This window comes from Micromonospora sp. NPDC023956, from assembly GCF_040639195.1.
Taxonomy (GTDB): Bacteria; Actinomycetota; Actinomycetes; order Mycobacteriales; family Micromonosporaceae; genus Micromonospora.
Genome location: NZ_JBEZZN010000007.1, coordinates 48,047 through 67,884, shown reverse-complemented (window position 1 = coordinate 67,884; position 19,838 = coordinate 48,047). Strand labels below are relative to the sequence as shown.

General features: G+C 73.2%; 19 protein-coding genes. 12 read left to right on the top strand and 7 right to left on the bottom strand.

Annotation, left to right across the window (positions count from 1 at the left end):
* Positions 1–49: 49 nt before the first annotated feature.
* Both AB0F58_RS15705 and AB0F58_RS15700 read right to left on the bottom strand, forming a co-directional pair.
* Positions 50–901: a lysophospholipid acyltransferase family protein gene (locus AB0F58_RS15705; protein WP_357142811.1), complete on the bottom strand. Its 852-nt coding sequence runs from the start codon at positions 899–901 to the stop codon at positions 50–52.
* Positions 898–1,701, bottom strand: a complete 804-nt coding sequence (locus AB0F58_RS15700; protein WP_357142809.1) for a GNAT family N-acyltransferase — start codon at positions 1,699–1,701, stop codon at positions 898–900. The genes AB0F58_RS15705 and AB0F58_RS15700 overlap by 4 nt, the downstream gene beginning before the upstream one ends.
* Positions 1,702–1,932: 231 nt before the next feature.
* On the opposite strand from AB0F58_RS15700, the gene AB0F58_RS15695 reads away from it, so the two are divergent.
* The 8 genes from AB0F58_RS15695 to AB0F58_RS15660 all read left to right on the top strand — a co-directional run bounded on the left by AB0F58_RS15695 (position 1,933) and on the right by AB0F58_RS15660 (position 12,931).
* Positions 1,933–2,619 carry a hypothetical protein gene (locus AB0F58_RS15695; protein ID WP_357142807.1) on the top strand — a complete coding sequence of 229 codons (687 nt, stop codon included), beginning with the start codon at positions 1,933–1,935 and terminating at the stop codon, positions 2,617–2,619.
* 188 nt (positions 2,620–2,807) lie between these two features.
* Positions 2,808–3,743 carry an ABC transporter ATP-binding protein gene (locus AB0F58_RS15690; protein ID WP_357142805.1) on the top strand — a complete coding sequence of 312 codons (936 nt, stop codon included), beginning with the start codon at positions 2,808–2,810 and terminating at the stop codon, positions 3,741–3,743.
* Positions 3,740–4,567, top strand: coding sequence for an ABC transporter permease (locus AB0F58_RS15685; RefSeq protein ID WP_357142803.1), 828 nt, complete (start codon positions 3,740–3,742; stop codon positions 4,565–4,567). The genes AB0F58_RS15690 and AB0F58_RS15685 overlap by 4 nt, the downstream gene beginning before the upstream one ends.
* Before the next feature lie 269 nt (positions 4,568–4,836).
* Complete coding sequence (locus tag AB0F58_RS15680) at positions 4,837–8,628, top strand: multifunctional oxoglutarate decarboxylase/oxoglutarate dehydrogenase thiamine pyrophosphate-binding subunit/dihydrolipoyllysine-residue succinyltransferase subunit (protein WP_357142801.1); 3,792 nt, start codon at positions 4,837–4,839, stop codon at positions 8,626–8,628.
* A 73-nt stretch (positions 8,629–8,701) separates the two neighbouring features.
* Complete coding sequence (locus tag AB0F58_RS15675) at positions 8,702–8,881, top strand: DUF6104 family protein (protein ID WP_357142799.1); 180 nt, start codon at positions 8,702–8,704, stop codon at positions 8,879–8,881.
* Between the two features lie 116 nt (positions 8,882–8,997).
* Positions 8,998–9,684 (top strand): DUF998 domain-containing protein, encoded by a 687-nt coding sequence (locus AB0F58_RS15670; RefSeq protein ID WP_357142797.1) that lies wholly within the window; start codon positions 8,998–9,000, stop codon positions 9,682–9,684.
* A gap of 59 nt (positions 9,685–9,743) precedes the next feature.
* Positions 9,744–11,816, top strand: coding sequence for a phosphate acetyltransferase (gene pta / locus AB0F58_RS15665; protein WP_357142795.1), 2,073 nt, complete (start codon positions 9,744–9,746; stop codon positions 11,814–11,816).
* Positions 11,813–12,931 carry an acetate kinase gene (locus tag AB0F58_RS15660; protein ID WP_357142793.1) on the top strand — a complete coding sequence of 373 codons (1,119 nt, stop codon included), beginning with the start codon at positions 11,813–11,815 and terminating at the stop codon, positions 12,929–12,931. The genes pta and AB0F58_RS15660 overlap by 4 nt, the downstream gene beginning before the upstream one ends.
* Before the next feature lie 58 nt (positions 12,932–12,989).
* Here the strand turns inward: AB0F58_RS15660 and AB0F58_RS15655 are convergent, their stop codons facing one another.
* A complete protein-coding gene (locus tag AB0F58_RS15655) occupies positions 12,990–13,172 on the bottom strand; it encodes a hypothetical protein (RefSeq protein ID WP_357142791.1) in 183 nt (60 codons plus the stop codon).
* Positions 13,173–13,315: 143 nt separating this feature from the next.
* On the opposite strand from AB0F58_RS15655, the gene AB0F58_RS15650 reads away from it, so the two are divergent.
* Positions 13,316–14,209, top strand: a complete 894-nt coding sequence (locus tag AB0F58_RS15650) for an alpha/beta hydrolase (protein ID WP_357142789.1) — start codon at positions 13,316–13,318, stop codon at positions 14,207–14,209.
* A gap of 107 nt (positions 14,210–14,316) precedes the next feature.
* A complete protein-coding gene (locus AB0F58_RS15645) occupies positions 14,317–15,360 on the top strand; it encodes a chlorophyllase (protein WP_357142788.1) in 1,044 nt (347 codons plus the stop codon).
* A gap of 75 nt (positions 15,361–15,435) precedes the next feature.
* On the opposite strand, the gene AB0F58_RS15640 is transcribed toward AB0F58_RS15645, so the two are convergent.
* The 3 genes from AB0F58_RS15640 to AB0F58_RS15630 form a co-directional block, all read right to left on the bottom strand.
* Positions 15,436–16,398, bottom strand: coding sequence for a zinc-binding dehydrogenase (locus AB0F58_RS15640; RefSeq protein ID WP_357142787.1), 963 nt, complete (start codon positions 16,396–16,398; stop codon positions 15,436–15,438).
* Between the two features lie 275 nt (positions 16,399–16,673).
* Positions 16,674–17,852, bottom strand: coding sequence for an NADP-dependent malic enzyme (locus AB0F58_RS15635; RefSeq protein ID WP_357142786.1), 1,179 nt, complete (start codon positions 17,850–17,852; stop codon positions 16,674–16,676).
* Positions 17,853–17,991: 139 nt separating this feature from the next.
* Positions 17,992–18,339 (bottom strand): S24/S26 family peptidase, encoded by a 348-nt coding sequence (locus AB0F58_RS15630; RefSeq protein WP_357142785.1) that lies wholly within the window; start codon positions 18,337–18,339, stop codon positions 17,992–17,994.
* Positions 18,340–18,423: 84 nt separating this feature from the next.
* Between AB0F58_RS15630 and sodN the strand changes: the two genes are divergently transcribed.
* Positions 18,424–18,828: a superoxide dismutase, Ni gene (sodN, locus tag AB0F58_RS15625; RefSeq protein ID WP_357142784.1), complete on the top strand. Its 405-nt coding sequence runs from the start codon at positions 18,424–18,426 to the stop codon at positions 18,826–18,828.
* Positions 18,829–18,980: 152 nt separating this feature from the next.
* On the top strand, positions 18,981–19,385 hold the full coding sequence (locus AB0F58_RS15620; RefSeq protein WP_357143242.1) for an ATP-binding protein: 405 nt from the start codon (positions 18,981–18,983) through the stop codon (positions 19,383–19,385).
* Positions 19,386–19,437: 52 nt separating this feature from the next.
* Here AB0F58_RS15620 and AB0F58_RS15615 read toward each other — a convergent pair whose 3' ends face one another.
* Positions 19,438–19,830: a hypothetical protein gene (locus AB0F58_RS15615; protein WP_357142783.1), complete on the bottom strand. Its 393-nt coding sequence runs from the start codon at positions 19,828–19,830 to the stop codon at positions 19,438–19,440.
* Positions 19,831–19,838 lie beyond the last annotated feature (8 nt).

Sequence of the window (19,838 nt, the reverse complement as noted above, 5' to 3'; positions counted from 1 at the left end):
CGCTTCCTGCAAAAACCCTGAAAGCCGGATCGGGGACGGGAATCCGGACTCAGGCGCCACTCTTCCACACCGGCATCAGCCGTAACGCGGACTCCGCCGTCCGGGCCAGGGCCCGCCGGTCCGCCCCGGCCTCGGGGTGCAGGGCCGCGCCGACGGTCACCGTCACCACCAGGTCGCGTGCGGCGAGCACCCGTCGGACCGACCGCCAGAGGTTCTCCTCGCCGAGGAACGCCGGGACGGTGGAGTCGACGTTCGCCGAGCCGCAGCGGTAGCCGATCCGCACCGGTACGACCGGTGCGCCGGTGTCGAGCGCCGCCTGGAACACCGCCGGCCGGAAGCCGGGCCGGGGCCGGACGTGGACCGGGTCGACGGTACCGCACCAGGTGGTGCCCTCCGGGTAGACCGCGACCTGCCGGCCCGCCCGGAGCAGGTCGGCCACCCGGCGCACGGTGGCCGGCAGCGCCCGGGGGCGGGCGCGGTCGACGAAGACCGTGCCCGATCCCCGGGCGAGCAGGCCGACCAGGGGCCAGGCCCGCACCTCCCGTTTGGCCAGCAGCCGGGCCGGGGCGACCGCGAGCAGCGCCACGACGTCCAGCCAGGAGACGTGGTTGGCGACCAGCAGCGCCCGACCGCGCGGCGACCGCCCCCGGATCACCAGCCGGACCCCGAACGCCCGTGCCGTCCCGTGCGCCCAGGCCCGGCAGCCGAAGCGGCGGGCGGGCGCGGGCGTCAGCGGAAGGACGGCGGCGAGCGCGGCCCCGGCCAGCAGCATTCCGAGGACGGCCAGCAGCCGGACCAGCCGCCGGGCGACCGGTACGGCCGGCGGGTGCCCGTCGGCCGGCAGACAGTCCACGCCGCACGCGGAGAGTGGACGCCACAGGTCGTACCCGGCGGTGCTCACGCGGTGACCCCCGTCCGGCGGGACGGGGTCGGGTCGGCCGCCGGCTCCCCGAGGAAGTGCCGCAGGTAGCGCGGGTTCATCCGGTCCAGGCTGAGCAGCACGTAGAAGTCGGCCACCGCGAAGTCCGGGTCGTAGGCGGGTTCGCCGCAGACCCAGGCGCCCAGCCGCAGGTATCCGCGCAGCAGCGGCGGCATCGCCGGTCGGTCCGCGCCCCCGGGCGGCGACTGGGCGCCCGGCTCGGCGAACCAGGGACGGTGCGGGCGCACCCGCAACAGCGGTGGCGCGAGGTGCCCGGCCCGGACCTGCTCCCACACCCCGGCGACGGTACGCCCGCCGTCGGTCACCGGCACCGAGGCACAGCCGCCCAGCCAGCGGCGTCCCCGCAGGTGCAGGTAGCGGGCGATACCGGCCCACATGAGGTTGATCACCGCGCCGGAGCGGTGGTCCGGGTGCACGCAGGAACGACCGGCCTCCACCAGGTCGTCGCGGAGCGGGTCGAGCCCGGTCAGGTCGAACTCCTGCTCGGCGTACCGGCGGTCGGTGCGTCCCGGCGGCAGCAGCCGGTACGTGCCGACCACCGTCCCGGTCCGCTCCTGGCGGACGATCAGGTGGTCGCACCACGGGTCGAGGTCGTCGGTGTCCAGCCCGGCGGCGCCGGAGCGCAGGGTGGCGCCGAGTTCGGTGCCGAACACCTCGTGCCGCAGCCGCTGGGCGGCCGCCACCTCGGTCGGGTCATCGGCGATGTGCAGGGTGTATCCGCTGGTGGTCAGGGGGTTGCCAGCGGGGTGCGGAACGGCCATGAGCACTGTGTAGGTGGTCCGGGTTGCCGGGCGCCGGTTCGGCGGATGTCGATCGGATGAACGCCTGTCGCCGGCCGGGCGAGGGAACCGGGCCGGGCGGCCTCGACGTGACCGACGCCGACGCCGAGGCCGAGCCGGCCGTCTTTCCGGCCTGTCGGCGGGCCGGTGGACGTGGCAGGCTGCCCGCAGGTCCGGCACCGCCGCCGGACCGGGCGACGGAGGACCCACGGGATGATCATCGAGGCGCGGCACAACGGACCACCGGGTTCCGGCAACGGCGGCTGGAGCGCCGGGATCTTCGCCACCGCGACCGGCGGCGGGCACGACACGGACCCGGTCGAGGTGACCCTGCGCCGGCCGCCGCCGCTGGGGGTGCCGCTGCGCGCGGTGCCCGTCGCCGACCAGCCCGGCCGGCACGAGGTCCACGACCCGGACGGGGCGCTGGTGGCCCAGGTGGCGACGGTCGCCGGGTTCGCGCCGACGGTGCCGGCGGTGGACCCGGCCACCGCGCGGGCCGCCGCCGCCGACTATCCCGGCTTCACCGACCATCCCTTCCCCGGCTGTTACGTGTGCGGCCCGGAGCACCCGGACGGCCTGCGGATCTTCCCCGGGCGGCTGCCCGACGGCCGGACGGCGGCGCCGTTCCGGGTGCCCGCCGAGGTCCGTCCGGCGACGGTCTGGGCGGCGCTGGACTGCCCCGGCGGCTGGGCGGTGATCGCCCCCGGGCGCCCGTACGTGCTGGGTCGGATCGCGGTGCACGTCGCCGCGCTGCCCCGGCCCGGCGACGAGTGCGTGGTGACCGGCGCGGCGAGCGGCGGTGAGGGGCGCAAGGCGCTGGTGGCCTCCAGCCTGTACGGCCCGGACGGCACCCTCCTGGCGCACGCCCGCGCCACCTGGATCGCCCTGACCGCCGGGTGACCGCCGGCACCGGGAGCAGTCCGCAGGAACGTGTCCACTCAACCACTCGGAGTGACCGTCTCGTCCCTGGGGAGGACCGGGTCCTGCCTGAGGTGGAGACACATCTCAGAGCGGAGCGTTATTGACCTCGCCCGGTCCAGCCGTCACGCTGTGTAACGGCGCTTCTCTGCGCCAGGGAGAGGAGAAAGATGTCTGACGGGCAGCGGAGTCCCGCCGACCGGGGTCGGATCGTGGTGTCCGGCCTGACGAAGCAGTACCGAACCGTGCGCGCGGTCGACGATCTGTCGTTCACCGTGCAGCCCGGGAGGGTGACCGGCTTCCTCGGGCCGAACGGCGCGGGTAAGACCACCACACTGCGGATGCTGCTGAACCTGGTCACCCCGACCGCAGGGACGGCCACCATCAGCGGGGCGCGCTACGCCGACCTGGCACAGCCGCTCCGGCACGTCGGCGCGGTCCTGGAGGCGTCCAGCGCACACAAGGGGCGTACCGGGGTCAACCACCTCCGGGTGATCTGCGCGGCGGCCGGCCTGCCCGCACAGCGGGCCGACGAGGCGCTGGCCATGGTCGGCCTGACGCCGGCCGCCAAGCGCAAGTTCAAGGGCTACTCGCTGGGCATGAAACAGCGACTTGGCATCGCCGCGGCAATGCTGGGCGACCCCGGGGTGCTGATCCTGGACGAGCCGGCCAACGGCCTCGACCCGGAGGGGATCCGCTGGATGCGGGGCTTCCTCAAGGACCTGGCCCACCAGGGGAAGACGGTGCTGGTCTCCAGCCACCTGCTCTCCGAGATGCAGTTGCTCGCCGACGACGTGGTGATCATCGCGGCCGGGCGGCTGGTCCGGCAGGGGCCGGTCCAGGAGGTCCTCGGGTCGATGACCCAGGGGGCGCGGGTACGGGTCCGGACCCCGCAGGCGGAGGCACTGGTCACGGCGCTGGCCGCGCTTTCCGCCACGGTCGAGCCGGACGGCCAGGGCGCGCTCCTGGTCACCGGGGTGGACGCCGCAGCGGTCGGTCGGGCCGCCCTGGCCGCCCAGGTCGAGCTGCACGAACTGACGCCGGAACGACCCGACCTGGAACGGGTCTTCCTGGACCTGACGGCCGGAAAGGCGGACATCCGATGATGAACCTGGTCCGGTCCGAACTAGTCAAGATCCGGACGACCAGCACCTGGTGGTTGCTGGCGATCGGAGCCTTCCTCGCGACGGTGATCGCGTTCGCGTTCAACGCCTGGGTCACCCACGTCTCGCTCACCGGCGACCCCGCCGACATCGGCCTTCCGCCGGAGGAGGCGGCGGCCCAGGCCGACGTGGCCGGGCAGGCGGCGAACCTCTACACCTCGGGCCAGTTCTTCGGCCTGCTCCTGGTGATGCTGATCGGCATCCTGATGGTGACCAACGAGTTCTTCCACCAGACGGCCACCACCACGTTCCTCAGCACCCCCCGGCGCACCTCGGTGATCGCGAGCAAGCTGATCGCGGCGTCCCTGATGGGCTTCGTGTTCTGGCTGGTCACCACGGTGATCGCCCTGGTCGCTGGCGTGATCTTCATGTCCGCCAACGACTTCGGCACCCAGCTCGGCGAGTGGGAGGTCCACCGGGCCCTGCTGCTCAACCTGCTGGCGTACGCGATCTGGACGATCCTCGGGGTGGGTCTCGGCACGCTGATCACCAACCAGCTCGGCGCGGTGGTCACCGCCTCGGTGGTCTACCTGGTCGGCACGCAGGTCGTGGGGCTGCTGTTCCTGCTCCTGTCCAACCTGCTCGACTCCGAGGCGATCCTGGAGTGGCAGGTGGTCTGGCCGGCGATGGCCTCCCAGATCATGATCAGCGGCATCGACTCGCCGATGCTGCCGCCGTGGTGGACGGGCGCGCTGGTGCTGGTCGCCTACGCGGTCGCCGCCGGACTGGCCGGCGTCATGATCACCCGTCGGCGGGACATCTCCTGACGTCGGTGCTCGTCCCGGGCCCGGGTGGGGACGGCGTGTGCACGCCGTCCCCACCCGGTTCGATCTCCTTAGCAGGAGGCGACGTCGTACGCGGCAGTTGGTGAATTTCTGGCGTCTTCTGTGAAACGTGACACGGGCCGGAGGCGGAAATGCCTCCGGCACGCGCACGGCGTAGCCTGGGAGCCGTCTGTCCGCTCCCCGCTCCCCCCGGGGACTGCCCGCGGACGCCGCGAGACACACAACCCGCGTGAAAGAGGCGATTACCGGCCGTGTCGACCCAGCAGACTTCGCAGGAGAACCCACTGGCGGGTTTCGGCCCGAACGAGTGGATCGTCGAGGAGATGTACCAGCGCTACCTCGCCGACCCCAACAGCGTCGATTCGGCCTGGCACGACTTCTTCGCCGACTACCGGCCCGGTCCGGGTGCCGGCAGCCCGGCAGCGACGCCGAAGAAGGCGCCGCCCGCCGCCAAGGCGGAGCAAGCCGGGGAGCAGGAGCCCGCCGCGACCACGACCCGCAGCGACGGTGACCGCCCGGCCGCCGGGCAGCCGGACAACGGCCGGACCGCCGCACCGCAGGCGAAGCCCCCGGCCAAGGCCGCCGCGCCCGCCAAGCCGGCTCCGGCCAAGCCCGCCGCGGAGAAGGCCGCCCCCGAGAAGGCCGCCCCGGCCAAGCCGGCCGCCAAGGCCGCCCCCACGGCGCCGAGCGGCCCCCGCACCACCCCGCTGCGCGGCGTCGCCGCGCGGATCGTCCAGAACATGGACGCCTCGCTGAACGTGCCGACCGCGACGAGCGTCCGGGCCGTGCCGGCGAAGCTCCTGGTGGACAACCGCATCGTCATCAACAACCACCTGGCCCGGGGCCGAGGCGGCAAGGTCAGCTTCACCCACCTGATCGGGTACGCGATGGTCCGGGCGCTGGTCCAGCACCCGGAGATGAACAACTCCTTCACCGAGGTCGACGGCAAGCCGGCGGTGGTCACGCCCGAGCACGTCAACCTCGGCATCGCCATCGACCTGACCAAGCCGGACGGCACCCGCAACCTGGTGGTCCCCTCCATCAAGGCCTGCGAGCAGATGGACTTCCGGCAGTTCTGGCAGGCGTACGAGGACGTGGTCCGGCGCGCCCGCCGCAACGAGCTGACCATGGACGACCACTCCGGCACCACGATCTCGCTGACCAACCCGGGCGGCATCGGCACGGTGCACTCGATCCCGCGACTGATGCAGGGGCAGAGCGCGATCATCGGCGTCGGCGCCATGGAGTACCCGGCGCCGTACCAGGGCATGAGCGAGGCCACCCTGGCGGAGCTGGCGGTCAGCAAGGTCATCTCGCTGACCAGCACGTACGACCACCGGATCATCCAGGGCGCGCAGTCCGGCGAGTTCCTCAAGGTCATGCACGAGCTGCTCCTCGGCGAGCACGGCTTCTACGACCAGATCTTCACCTCGCTGCGGATCCCGTACGAGCCGGTGCGCTGGGTGCGGGACGTCGCGGTCAACAACGAGGGTCAGATCAACAAGACCGCCCGGGTGCACGAGCTGATCCACGCGTACCGGGTGCGCGGCCACCTGATGGCCGACACCGACCCGCTGGAATTCAAGATCCGCAAGCACCCGGACCTGGACGTGCTCCAGCACGGGCTCACCCTCTGGGACCTGGACCGCGAGTTCCCGGTCAACGGCTTCGCCGGCCGTCGGCGGATGAAGCTGCGCGACATCCTCGGCGTGCTGCGCGACTCGTACTGCCGCCGGATCGGCATCGAGTACATGCACATCCAGGACCCGGAGGAGCGGCGCTGGATCCAGGAGCGGATCGAGCGCCGGTACGAGAAGCCGTCCGCCGACGAGCAGAAGCACGTGCTCAACCGGCTCAACGCCGCCGAGGCGTTCGAGACCTTCCTTCAGACCAAGTACGTCGGTCAGAAGCGCTTCTCGCTGGAGGGCGGCGAGTCGCTGATCCCGCTCCTCGGTGAGGTGCTGGAGTCCTCCGCCGAGGCGGGGCTGGACGAGGTCGTCATCGGGATGGCCCACCGGGGCCGGCTGAACGTGCTGGCCAACGTGGTCGGCAAGCCGTACGAGAAGATCTTCTCGGAGTTCGAGGGGCACCTCGACCCGCGCTCGACCCAGGGCTCCGGCGACGTCAAGTACCACCTCGGCCAGAACGGCAAGTTCAGCACGCCGGACGGCGCGCACCAGGTCAAGGTCTCGGTGGTGGCGAACCCGTCGCACCTGGAGGCGGTCGACCCGGTGCTGGAGGGCATCGTCCGGGCCAAGCAGGACCGGATCGACCTGAAGCTGGAGGGCTACACCGTGCTGCCGCTGGCGGTGCACGGTGACGCCGCCTTCGCCGGGCAGGGTGTGGTCGCCGAGACGCTCAACCTCTCCCAGCTGCGCGGCTACCGCACCGGTGGCACCGTGCACGTGGTGGTCAACAACCAGGTCGGATTCACCACCGCCCCGGAGTACTCGCGGTCGAGCTTGTACAGCACCGACGTGGCCCGGATGATCCAGGCGCCGATCTTCCACGTCAACGGCGACGACCCCGAGGCCGTGGTCCGGGTCGCCCGGCTGGCCTTCGAGTACCGTCAGGCGTTCAACAAGGACGTCGTCATCGACCTGGTCTGCTACCGGCGGCGCGGGCACAACGAGGGCGACGACCCCTCGATGTCCAACCCCCAGATGTACAAGATCATCGACTCGAAGCGCTCGGTGCGCAAGCTCTACACCGAGGAGCTGATCGGTCGGGGCGACATCACCGTGGAGGACGCGGAGGAACTGCTCCGCGACTACCAGGCCCAGCTGGAGCGGGTCTTCAAGGCCACCCGGGACGCCGCGTCGGCCCCCAAGCAGCTCGCCCGGCCGCGCCGCGAGGACGAGCCGGAGCCGCAGGTGGAGACGGCGACCGACGCCGCCGTGGTCAAGGCGGTCGGGGACGCGCACGTCAACCTCCCCGAGGGCTTCACGCCGCACAAGCGGATCCAGCAACTGCTCGACCGCCGGGCGAAGATGTCCGTCGAGGGCGGGATCGACTGGGGCTTCGGCGAGATCATCGCCTTCGGCACGCTGCTGCACGACGGGGTCACCGTCCGGCTCGCCGGGCAGGACTCCCGCCGGGGCACCTTCGTACAGCGGCACGCGGCGGTGGTCGACGCGAAGACCGGCGACGACTACCTCCCCCTGAAGTCGCTCACCGCCGACGGCGAGCGTTCCCGGTTCTTCGTGCACGACTCGCTGCTCAGCGAGTACGCCGCGATGGGCTTCGAGTACGGCTACTCGGTGGAGAACATCAACGCGCTGGTCTGCTGGGAGGCCCAGTTCGGCGACTTCGTCAACGGCGCCCAGTCGGTGATCGACGAGTTCATCTCCTCCGGCGAGGTGAAGTGGGGCCAGCGTTCCGCGGTGACCCTGCTGCTGCCGCACGGCCACGAGGGGCAGGGCCCGGACCACACCTCCGGCCGCCCCGAGCGGTTCCTCCAGATGTGCGCCGAGGACAACATGCGGGTGGCCATCCCGACCACCCCGGCGAACTACTTCCACCTGCTGCGTCGCCAGGCCCTGTCGCCGAAGCGCAAGCCGCTGGTGGTGTTCACGCCGAAGTCGTTGCTGCGGCACAAGCTCTGCATCTCCCAGGTGGAGGAGTTCACCTCGGGCACCTTCCAGCCGGTGCTGCGCGACGGTGCCGCACCCGCTCCGGAGCAGGTGAAGCGGGTGCTGCTCTGCTCGGGCAAGGTCTACTACGACCTGTTCCAGGCCCGCGCCGAACGGGGCGTCACGGACACCGCGATCATCCGGATCGAGCAGCTGTACCCGCTGCCGGTGGAGGAGATCCGGGCAGCGCTCGCCGCGTACCCGAACGCCGAGGACTTCGCCTGGGTGCAGGAGGAGCCGGCCAACCAGGGCGCCTGGAGCTTCGTCGCGCTCAACCTGCTGGAGCACCTGGACGACGTCCGGCTGCGGCGGATCTCCCGGCCGGCCGCGGCGGCCCCCGCCGTCGGCTCGGCGAAGATGCACGACGTCGAGCAGACCGCGCTCATCGAAGCGGCCCTGCCCCGTCCCTGAGTCCGTCCCACGCTGGGGCAGCGCCCGCCGACACCGGCCGGGCCTGCCCCAGCGGCATGTCGAGGAGAGCACCGTGTACTTCACCGACCGTGGTATCGAGGAACTGGTCCAGCGGCGCGGAGAGGAGTCCGTGTCGGTCGAGTGGCTGGGCGAGCGGCTGCGCGACTTCGTCGACCTGAACCCGGAGTTCGAGACGCCGATCGAACGCTTCGCCACCTGGCTCGCCCGGCTGGACGACGAGGACGAGGACTGACCTCCACCGGCCGGGGTGATTGACACGCAGCGTCACCGTCAGGTGCACTGATAGGCAGCGCCCACGGTCCGGCCGGCCGGCCGGACCGCGCGCCGCCCCGGCCCAGGGAGGCGGATGTGAGTGCCCAGTCCCCCCGACCGCCCCAGGATGCGGTGACCGTACGCCGCCTCCGGGTCGGCATCGGTGCCGTCGGCATCGCCCTGCCGATCGTGTCGACCGTCGGGTACGCCCTCGTCGTCGGCCGGCCCGCCCTGCTCGGGTCGCTCAGCGGCTATTACCACAGCCCGCTGCGGGACGTCTTCGTCGGCAGCATGTGCGCGATCGGCGTGTTCCTGATCTGCTACCGCCACCGGTGGCCCGACGACCTGCTCAGCACGATCGCCGGGGTGCTGGCGATCGCGGTGGCGCTCTTCCCGACCGCGCCGGGCGACCCGACGGGCGCCGAGCGGCTCGTCGGTGTGGTGCACCAGGTCTGCGCGGCGGTGCTGTTCCTGCTGCTCGCCGTCTTCTGCCTGGTCCTGTTCACCCGGGCCGACCCGACGGTCCGCCCGGACCCGGTGCCCGGCAACGGCTTCTACCGTGCCTGCGGGTTCCTGATCATCGCGGCGATCGGGCTCGCCGTGGCCAGCACCGCCCTGCCCGACGACGTCCGTGACACCCTCCGGCCGGTGCTCTGGTGCGAGGCGGTCGCGGTGTTCGCCTTCGGCGCGGCCTGGCTGGCCCGTAGCGACGCGATCTTCCGGGCCTCCCACCCGCCCCGGGAGGAGACGACGCCCCGGCCGGCCGCACCGGCCGTGTCGTGAGCGCCGGACCGGGACCAAGGACCCGGGCGGCCCCCGGTGCGATCTTGTAGCGTGAGGGCGTGGCGCGCAGTGTCTACCTCACCAGCGTGAGCTCGGGTGGCGGCAAGTCGACCATCGCGCTCGGGCTCGCCGAACTCCTCTCCCGGCAGGTCGAGCGGATCGGCGCCTTCCGGCCGCTGGTAGCCGGCACCGCACCGGACCCGATCCTCGCCCTGCTCGGCGACCGCTACCGGATCGCGCCACCGGTCGCCGACCTGTCCGGCACCACGCACGCGGAGGCGGCCCGGCTGGTCGGCGACGGCCGGCGGGAGGAGCTGATCAGCCGGATCGTCGAGCGGTACCGCGCGGTGGAGCGGCGCTGCCCGGCGATGGTGGTGGTCGGCAGCGACCTCGACGGCAGCGGCGACCCGGGCAACCCGCGCGCGCTGGCCTTCAACGCCCGGCTGGCCACCGAGTTCGGCAGTGTGGTGGTACCGGTGGTGGACGGCTTCGGTCAGCAGCCGGAGGCGGTCGCGGCGGCGGCCCGGGGGGCGTATCACGACCTGGCCGACCTGGGCGCGACCGTGCTGGCGGTCATCGCCAACCGGGTGTCCGGGCCGATGACGCTGCCCGAACTGCCCGTCCCGGCGTACGCGATCCCGGAGGTGCCGACCGTGTCGGCGCCGACCGTGGCCGAGGTTGCGGCGGCGCTCGGCGCCACCCTGCTCGCCGGGGACGACACCGCGCTCGGCCGGGACGTGCTCGACTACGTGGTCGGCGCGGCGCACGTGCCGACCCTGTTGGAGCACCTGACCGACGGCTGCCTGGTGATCACACCGGGGGACCGGGACGACCTGCTGGTGGCGGCGAGCGCCGCCCACGTGGCCGGGCAGGTCTCGGTGGCCGGGCTGGTGCTCACCCTCGGCGAGCGGCCGGACCCCCGGGCGATGCGGCTGGTCGAGCGGATGAACACCGGCCTGGCGGTGCTGTCGGTGCCGACCGACAGCTACGACACGATCTCCGCGTCCAACCGGATCGAGGGACGGCCCAGCCCGGCGCACCCGCGCAAGGTGGAGGCCGCGCTCGGCGCGTTCGAGTCGCACGTGGACACCGTCGACCTGGCCCGCCGACTGGCGGTCACCCGGTCCGCGCGGGTCACCCCGCTGATGTTCGAGTACGACCTGATCGACCGGGCCCGCGCGCGACAGCGGCGGCTGGTGCTGCCCGAGGGGTCGGAGGAACGGATCCTACGGGCCGCCGAGATCCTGCTCCGCCGGGGCGTGGCCGGGCTGACCCTGCTGGGCCGTCCCGACGACGTCGCCCGGCGCACCCGGGAACTGGGCGTCGACATCGGCGACGCCGAGGTGGTCGACCCGGTCACCAGCGGGTGGCGCGACGAGTTCGCCGAGCGTTACGCGCAACTGCGCGCCCACCGGGGCATGACGGTCGAGCTGGCGCACGACATCGTGGCGCAGCCGAACTACTTCGGCACGATGATGGTGCAGACCGGGCACGCCGACGGCATGGTCTCCGGGGCGACGCACACCACCGCGGCCACCATCCGGCCCGCCTTCGAGATCATCCGTACCGTGCCGGGGCTCTCGGTGGCCTCCAGCGTCTTCTTCATGCTCCTGGCCGACCGGGTGCTGGTCTACGGCGACTGCGCGGTCAACCCCGACCCGGACGCCGCCCAGCTCGCCGACATCGCGATCTCCTCCGCCGACACCGCCGCCCGGTTCGGCATCGATCCGCGGGTCGCCATGCTCTCCTACTCCACCGGCAGCTCGGGTGCGGGCGCGGACGTGGAGAAGGTCGCCGCGGCCACGAAACTGGTCCGGGAGCGCCGGCCGGACCTGCTGGTCGAAGGGCCGATCCAGTACGACGCGGCGATCGACCCCCGGGTGGCGGCCACCAAGCTGCCGGAGAGCGCGGTGGCCGGGCGGGCCACGGTCTTCGTCTTCCCGGACCTGAACACCGGCAACAACACGTACAAGGCGGTCCAGCGGTCGGCCGGCGCGGTCGCGGTCGGCCCGGTGATGCAGGGCCTCCGTCGGCCGGTCAACGACCTGTCCCGGGGGGCCACCGTCGCCGACATCGTCAACACGGTGGCGATCACCGCCATCCAGGCCGCCGGCAGCGGGGAGTCGTCGTGAGTCGGGTGCTCGTGCTCAACAGCGGGTCGTCGTCGGTGAAGTACCGCCTCTACGACGGGGACGCCGTACAGGACCAGGGCACCGTCGAACGGATCGGCGAGCCCGGCGGCGGCCCGGCGGACCACTCCGGCGCGGTCCGGGAGATCCTCGCCGGGCTGGACCTGACCGGCCTGGTCGCGGTCGGGCACCGGGTGGTGCACGGGGGTCTGCGCTTCACCGAGCCGGTCCGGATCGACGACGGGGTGCTCGCCGCGATCCGCGACCTGTTCCCGCTCGCCCCGCTGCACAACCCGGCGAACCTGGCCGGCATCGAGGTCACCCGCGACCTGCTGCCGGACACCCCGCAGGTCGCGGTCTTCGACACCGCGTTCCACCACACCCTGCCCGAGGCCGCCGCGACCTACGCCGTCGACCGGGAGATCGCCGCGCGGTACGGCGTCCGCCGGTACGGCTTCCACGGGACCTCGCACGCGTACGTCTCCCGGCGCACCGCCGAGCTGCTCGGCCGGGCGTACGAACGGACCAACACCATCACCCTGCACCTGGGGAACGGGGCGAGCGCCTGCGCGGTGGCCGGCGGACGCAGCGTCGCCACCTCGATGGGGATGTCACCGCTGGAGGGCCTGGTGATGGGCACCCGCAGCGGGGACCTCGATCCGGCGATCCTCTTCCACCTGCACCGCGCGGGCGGTCTGGGGGTGGACGAGCTGGACGACCTGCTCAACCACCGCAGCGGCCTGCTCGGGCTGGCCGGGGCCAACGACATGCGGGAGGTGCTGGCCCGCCGCGCCGACGGCGAACCGGCGGCGGTACTCGCCTTCGACGTCTACTGCCGACGGATCACCGGCTACGTGGGGGCGTACTACGCCCTGCTCGGCCGGGTCGACGCGGTCACCTTCACGGCCGGGGTGGGCGAGCACGCCGCGCCGGTCCGCGCCGCCGCGCTGGCCGGGCTGGAGCGGCTGGGAATCAGCGTCGACCCGGCGCGCAACACCACCGGCGACGGGGACCGGATCGTCTCACCGGACGGTTCCGAGGTCGCCGTCTGCGTGGTCGGCACCGACGAGGAACGGGAGATCGCCCGAGCGGCCCGCGCCGTGCTCGATGCCGGCTGAGTAGGCCGGGCAGGAAGGCCGGGCAGGCCGGGCAGGAAGGCTGAGCGGGCCGCGCGGGTCAGCTCAGGGCGATCCAGAAGGCCAGGGCGAGCAGCAGCGCGGCCACCACCACCGCACCGATCAGCGAGGGCTTCGACGACTCCGACACCGGCGGGCCGATCGGGTTGGCCAGCTCGGGGGCGGGCACGAAGGCGCGATACGGCTCGATGTTCCCACCCGGGTCGACGGAGGCGTCAGCCATGCCGACGAGGGTAGCGAAGTCACGCAACCCCGGCACGGCGAACCGTCCGGACGCCGACCGGGTCGACGGGACCGACCGGGTGGTGGGCGGACCCGGTCCGGAAGGCGGGAGCGGACCGTCCCGCCTCCCCCTACCGTCGGTGCATGAAGCTGCCGCGCCTGCTCGCCGTGCTGCTGACGGTGCTGCTGGCCGGGTGTGGCACGGCCGCCGCCGCTCCCGGCGTGACCCCGTCGCCCCGTCCGGTTCCCCGGCAGGCGTACGAGGTCGGCGTGCGGACGCTCACCGTCGAACCCCGGTCGGCCCGCCCGCTGTCGGTGACCGTCTGGTACCCGGCGGCGGACCGGGCGGTCGCGCCGGGCCGGTTCCCCGTGGTGCTGTACAGCCACGGGCTGCGCAGCGTGCCCGCGCTGCACACCGCGCTGACCACCCGGTGGGCGGCGGCGGGTTTCGTGGTGGCCGCCCCGACCTACCCGAACACCAGCCTGCGCTCGCCGCGGTTCGACCGGGCGGACGTCCGCAACCAGCCGGCGGACGCCTGGCGGGTGATCCGTCACCTGATCCGGTTGGACGGCGACCGCGGCGACCCGCTCGCCGGGCACCTGGACACCGGCCGGGTCGCCGCCGCCGGGCACTCGGCCGGGGGTTTCACCACCGCCGGCATGTTCGCCTCCGGCCATCCGGCCCGGCTGCGGGCGGGCGTCATCATCGCCGGAGGCGGCATGGCGGGCAGCTTCGCCGGGCCACCGGCCGCCCTGCTCTTCGTGCACGGCGGAGCCGACCAGATCGTGCCCTGGCACGTCGGCCGGGCCGGGTACGACCGCTCCGACTGGCCCCGGGCGTTCCTGACCCTGCCCGGCCAGGGGCACGGTGAGTACCTCACCCCCGGGCGCCCCGGGTTCGCGCAGGTCCTCGCCGCCACCACCGACCTGCTGCGCTGGCGGCTCTACGACGACCCGGCGGCCGGACGGCGGATCGCCGCCGGCGCGCGGCTGCCCGGGGTCACCACCTTCGAGGACCACCTCGGCGTCCCCCGCTGAGCCGCCGGCCGGGTTGCCCCGGGGTGCACCACCGAGCAGGCAGCCCGGTCGCCTCGGCGTCCCGCTGAGCAGGTCGCCCGGTCGGAACGCCAGGCACAATCGAGGGCATGTCCCGCCGCCGTACCCCTGCGCTCGTCGCCACCACGCTGCTCACGGTGGGGCTCGCCGCGTGCTCGACGGACACCGCCCCGGCCACCTGGTCCCCGCCGGCCGAGCCGTCGGCGACCGCCACGCCCGGTCCGGGGGCGCCCGGTCCGGGGGCGCCCGGTCCGGGGGCGCCCGGTCCGGGGGCGCCCGGTCCGGGGGCGCCCGGTCCGGGGGCGCCCGGCCGGCGGGCACCGGAGCAGCCGTTCGCGGTCGGCGTACGCCAGCTCCCGCTGAACCGGGACGGCGACCGGCCCCTGCCGGTGACCCTCTGGTACCCGGCCCGGGGCGAGGCCGGCGGCGCGGCCGGGCGGTCGGCTGCGGTCGCCGAGGGCCGTTTCCCGGTGGTCGTGTTCAGCCACGGCCTGAGCGCCCGGCCCGCCGACTACGCCGCCCTGCTCACCCGGTGGGCGGCGGCGGGTTTCGTGGTGGCCGCGCCGACCTTCCCCCACACCGGCCGGGGATCCGCCCAGGTCAACCCGCTCGACGTGCTGAACCAGCCGGCCGACGTGTCGTACGTGCTCACCGAGGTGCTGCGCCTGGACGAGCGGGCCGGTGACCCGCTGCGCGGACGGTTGGCGACCGACCGGGTGGCCGCCGCCGGGCACTCCGCGGGCGGGGTGACCACCATCGGCCTGTTCACCGCGGGCCGGGACGAACGACTCGCCGCCGGCGTGGTCCTCGCCGGCACCACCCTCGGCGTGGGCAGTGCGTTCGCCGGCAGCGCCGCCCCGCAGCTCTTCGTGCACGGTCACCTCGACGAGGTGGTCGACTACGCCGCCGGCCGGGCCGCCTACGACCGGGTGCCCTGGCCGAAGGCGATGCTGAGCCTGCCCCGGGGCGACCACGGGCGGGCCCTGCTCTCCGACACGGCATCCCTGCGGGTCGTCGCGGACACCACCGTCGGCTTCCTGCACTGGAGCCTCTACGGCGACGAGGCGGCCAGGGGCCGGCTGCCGGTGGACGCGGCCCGGGGTGGTCTCGCCACCCTCGACGACCGCCTCTGAGCCGGCGGACGGCCGGCGGAGCACTGGGACCGGCGGGCGCCCCACGACCGTGGCCGGAGCGGGGCGCCGCCGACGTCAGCGGGTGTGGTCGACGACGACCTTGCCGAAGACGTCACCGGAGTGCAGCCGGGCGAAGGCGTCGGTCACCTGGCTGAACGGGTGCACGCTGTCGACGACCGGCCGCACCCCGTGCTCGGCGCAGAAGGCGAGGAGTTGCGCCAACTCGTCCGACGAGCCCATCGAGGTGCCCAGGATCTGCAACTGCATGGCGAAGATCCGACGCAGGTTGACCTTCGGCTCGTGCCCGGCGGTCGCCCCGGAGACGACGATCCGGGCCATCGGCGCGGCCGACTTCAGCGAGTGGTCGAAGGTGGCCGCGCCGACCGTCTCGATGACCACGTCGACCCGCTCCGGCAGCCGGGCCCCCGGCTGCACGGCGGTGGCGCCGAGCGCGGCGATCCGCTCCCGCTTGGCCGCGTCCCGGCTGGTCGCGTAGACCCGCTTCCCCATCGCCAGGGCGAGTGCCACGGCGGCCGTGGCGACCCCGCCACCGGCACCCTGTACGAGCACCGCGTCACCCTCGTCGACCCGGCCCACGGTCCTGAGCATCCGCCAGGCGGTCAGCCAGGCGGTCGGCAGGCAGGCGGCGTCCGTCGCGGAGAGCCCGGCGGGCAGCGGCAGCAGGTTCGACCGGGGCGCGGCCACCCGCTCGGCGAGAGTGCCCTGGGCGTGCTCGGAGAGGAGGGAGATGCCGCGCGGGTCGCCCGGGTCGGCGATCACCGGGTAGACGACGACCTCGTTGCCGTCCGGGTCGACGCCCACCGCGTCGCAGCCCAGGGTCATCGGCAGCCGGTCCTCGCCCAGGCCGACGCCGCGCAGCGACCAGAGGTCGTGGTGGTTGAGCGAGCTGGCCAGGACCCGGACGGTCACCCAGTCGTCGGACCAGTGGGGCGGGTCGGGCTGCTCCCCCACGGTGAGCGCGGCGAGCGGGTCGGCGTCGTCGAATCGGGAGGCGAAGGCAGCACGCATGATCGGCACGGTAACAAGGATGGCGGGGACGCGCAGCCCCCGGCCCGTGACGCTGGGCCACCGAACTGCTCCGCCGCGTACCCGGTCCCGTCCGTTTCGCTCGGATCGTCCGGCCATTCCCCACCGGACGGTGGGGAATGGCCCACGACGCGGAGGGCCCGCCGGCCCGACACCCGGACGCGGAGGGCCCGCCGGCCCGACACCCGGACGCGGAGGGCCCGCGCCCGCCAGGGTGGCGGCCGGGGACCCGTCAACGAACGGTGACAGGGAACCCCTGCCACCGGTCAGGCGCGGGCGACGCCGTCCACCCGGGCCGCCTCGGCGACCGCCGCCGCGACGGCCGGGGCGACCCGGGGGTCGAGCGGAGAGGGCACGATCGCGTCCGCGGTCAGCGTCTCGCTGACCACTTCGGCGATCGCGTCGGCCGCCGCCACCTTCATGTTCTCGGTGATCCGGGTGGCTCGGGCATCCAGCGCGCCCCGGAACACGCCGGGGAAGGCGAGCACGTTGTTGATCTGGTTGGGGTAGTCGCTGCGGCCGGTGGCGACCACCTCGACGTGCCGTGCGGCCACCTCGGGGTGCACCTCCGGGGTGGGGTTGGCCAGGGCGAAGACGATGCCGCCCGCGGCCATTCCGGCGACCGCCGCCTCCGGGATCTGGCCACCGGAGACGCCGATCAGGACGTCGGCGTCGCGCAGCGCCTCGGTGATGTCGCCCCGCCGCCCGGCGGCGTTGGTGACGGCGGCCAGTTCGGCCTTGGTCGCGGTGAGGTCACCACGGTCCCGGCCGATGATGCCCCGCGAGTCGCACATCACCACGTCGTCCGGGTTGACGCCCCCGGCGATCAGCATCCTGGTCACCGCGATCCCGGCCGCGCCGGCACCGCTGACCGTGACCCGCAGGTCACCGAGTTTGCGGTTGAGCAGGCGGGCCGCGTTGCGCAGGGCGGCCAGCACGACGATGGCCGTGCCGTGCTGGTCGTCGTGGAAGACCGGGATGTCGAGGGCCTCGTCGAGGCGGCGCTCGATCTCGAAGCAGCGTGGCGCGCTGATGTCCTCCAGGTTGATCCCGCCGAACGAGGGGGCCAGGGCGGTCACCGCCGTGATGATCTCGTCCACGTCCTGGGTGTCCAGGCAGATCGGCACGGCGTCCACGCCACCGAACTGCTTGAACAGCACCGCCTTGCCCTCCATCACCGGCATCGCGGCGCGGGGACCGATGTTGCCCAGGCCGAGTACGGCCGATCCGTCGGTCACCACCGCGACGGTGTGCGACACCCAGGTGTAGTCGTTCACCAGGGTGGGATCGGCGGCGATGGCCTCGCAGACCCGGGCGACGCCCGGTGTGTAGGCGAGCGAGAGATCCTCCCGGCTGGTCAAGGGCACCGTCGAGGTGACGGCCATCTTGCCGCCGGCGTGCAGCCGGAAGACGGGATCAGCGGGGTCCACAAGAGACGATGACATGGTGACTCCAGGATCTGTCGAGCAGATGGACCGGCCAGCCGGGCCACGTGGTCAGCGGCAGCGGGCGGCGCGCGGTGCGGGGGTCACCCGGGCACTGCCCGAGCATAGTGTCCGGCATGAACCTCGAACGTGAGTAGGGTCATAACCGTCGGTCACTGAAGCACCGAGGTCGCGGCCAGTAGCGCGCCACCACCCGTCCCCACACGTCGGCCACGCCGTGCACGCGGGAGTCGTCGGTGACGAACTCGTTGTCGCCGCGTACCCACCAGCCTCCGTCGGCCGGACGGACCGCGCGCTTGACCACCAGCAGGTCCGGCCGGGCGCGGAAGACCGCGACCACGATGTCGCCCGGACGGACGGCGCGACCGCCGCGCCGGACCAGCAGCGCGTCGCCGTGGCGCAACGTCGGGGCCATCGAGGGTCCGGTCACCAGTACGGCGGTGAGCGGCCCGCGCGGCCGGGGTGTGACACCGCCACCTGCGGTCACCGGGTTTCACCTCCGCACCGTCGGGGAGCAACTCCAGGAGTAATGTCATCTCGGATCATCGCAAACGTCTTATGGAGGATCCCGATGCGTCTTCCCCGCATCTTCACCCCGCGCGTGACCGCCAGCGCCCACTGCGACCTGCCGTGCGGCGTCTACGACCCGGCACAGGCCCGGATCGAGGCCGAGTCGGTCAAGGCGATCTGCGAGAAGTACCAGGCGAACACCGACCCCGAGTTCCGCACCCGCGCCCTGATCATCAAGGAGCAGCGCTCCGACCTGGTCAAGCACCACCTGTGGGTGCTGTGGACGGACTACTTCAAGCCGGCGCACTTCGAGAAGTACCCCAACCTGCACGCACTGTTCAACGAGGCCACCAAGCTGGCCGGTGCCAGCGGCGCGAAGGGCACCGTGGACCCGGCCAAGGCCGACGAACTGCTCCAGAAGATCGACGAGATCTCCAAGATCTTCTGGGAGACCAAGCAGGCGTGACCCTCGGTGCAGCCGCACCGATGATCCGGCCGGTACGCCCCGCGGGGCGTACCGGCCGTCGTCGCCGTGGTGCGGCGACTCGCGGCCCGGACCACCGCTGACGAAGCGGCACCGACCCCGACCGGGTAGAGTCCGCGACCGGGGGGATGAGCGTGACTCAACTGACCGGGCGGACGGCGGCCGACGAGGACGTCGTACACCTCACCGTACCTGCGGACGGCGGCTACCTCAGCGTGCTGCGCACCGCGACCGCCGGCCTCGCCGCGCGTCTCCAGTTCGCCCTCGACGAGATCGAGGACCTGCGGATCGCGGTCGACGAGGCCTGCGCCATGCTGCTCGCGATCGCCACCCGCGACGCCGAGCTGGAGTGTTCCTTCGCGGTCACCGAGGACGCGCTGACGGTCGAGGTGACCGTGCCGACCGTCCGGGGCGCGAAGCTGCCGGCCGAGTCCTCCTTCGCCTGGAAGGTGCTCACCGCGCTGACCACGTCGGCCGCCGCGACCGCCCACGACGGGCGGGCCACCATCTCGCTGCTCACCCGCCGCGCCACCCACTGACGCCACCCGGACCACCGTCGACCGCCGGGCCACGCCCGGTCGGCCGACGTCCTCAGTCCAGCAGGCCGAACGCCCGGGTGGTGGCCGGGGCGAGCAGGAGCGCGCACACCCCCACGCCGAGCGCCATCAACGGCACCCCGAGCCAGCCCAGCCCGCCCTGGATCATGTACCAGCCGATCGGCAGGAGCATGAGCTGGAGCACGATCGCGGGGGCGCGGGCGCCCACCCGACGTCGGGTCAGCGCGGTGCCGAGAGCCCAGAGCGCGAGCGCGCCGCCGGCCGCGAAGACGGTGACGAGCACGGCCAGGGTGAGGTCGGCCGCCTCGGCGGTCAGGTTCTCGTAGACCAGCCAGACGGCGACCAGTCCGAGGGCGACCGCCTCGCCCCGTAACAGGCGGACCGCCCAACTCAGCGTGGTGGGCACCGGGTCGGAGTCGATCGTCACGGCGACAC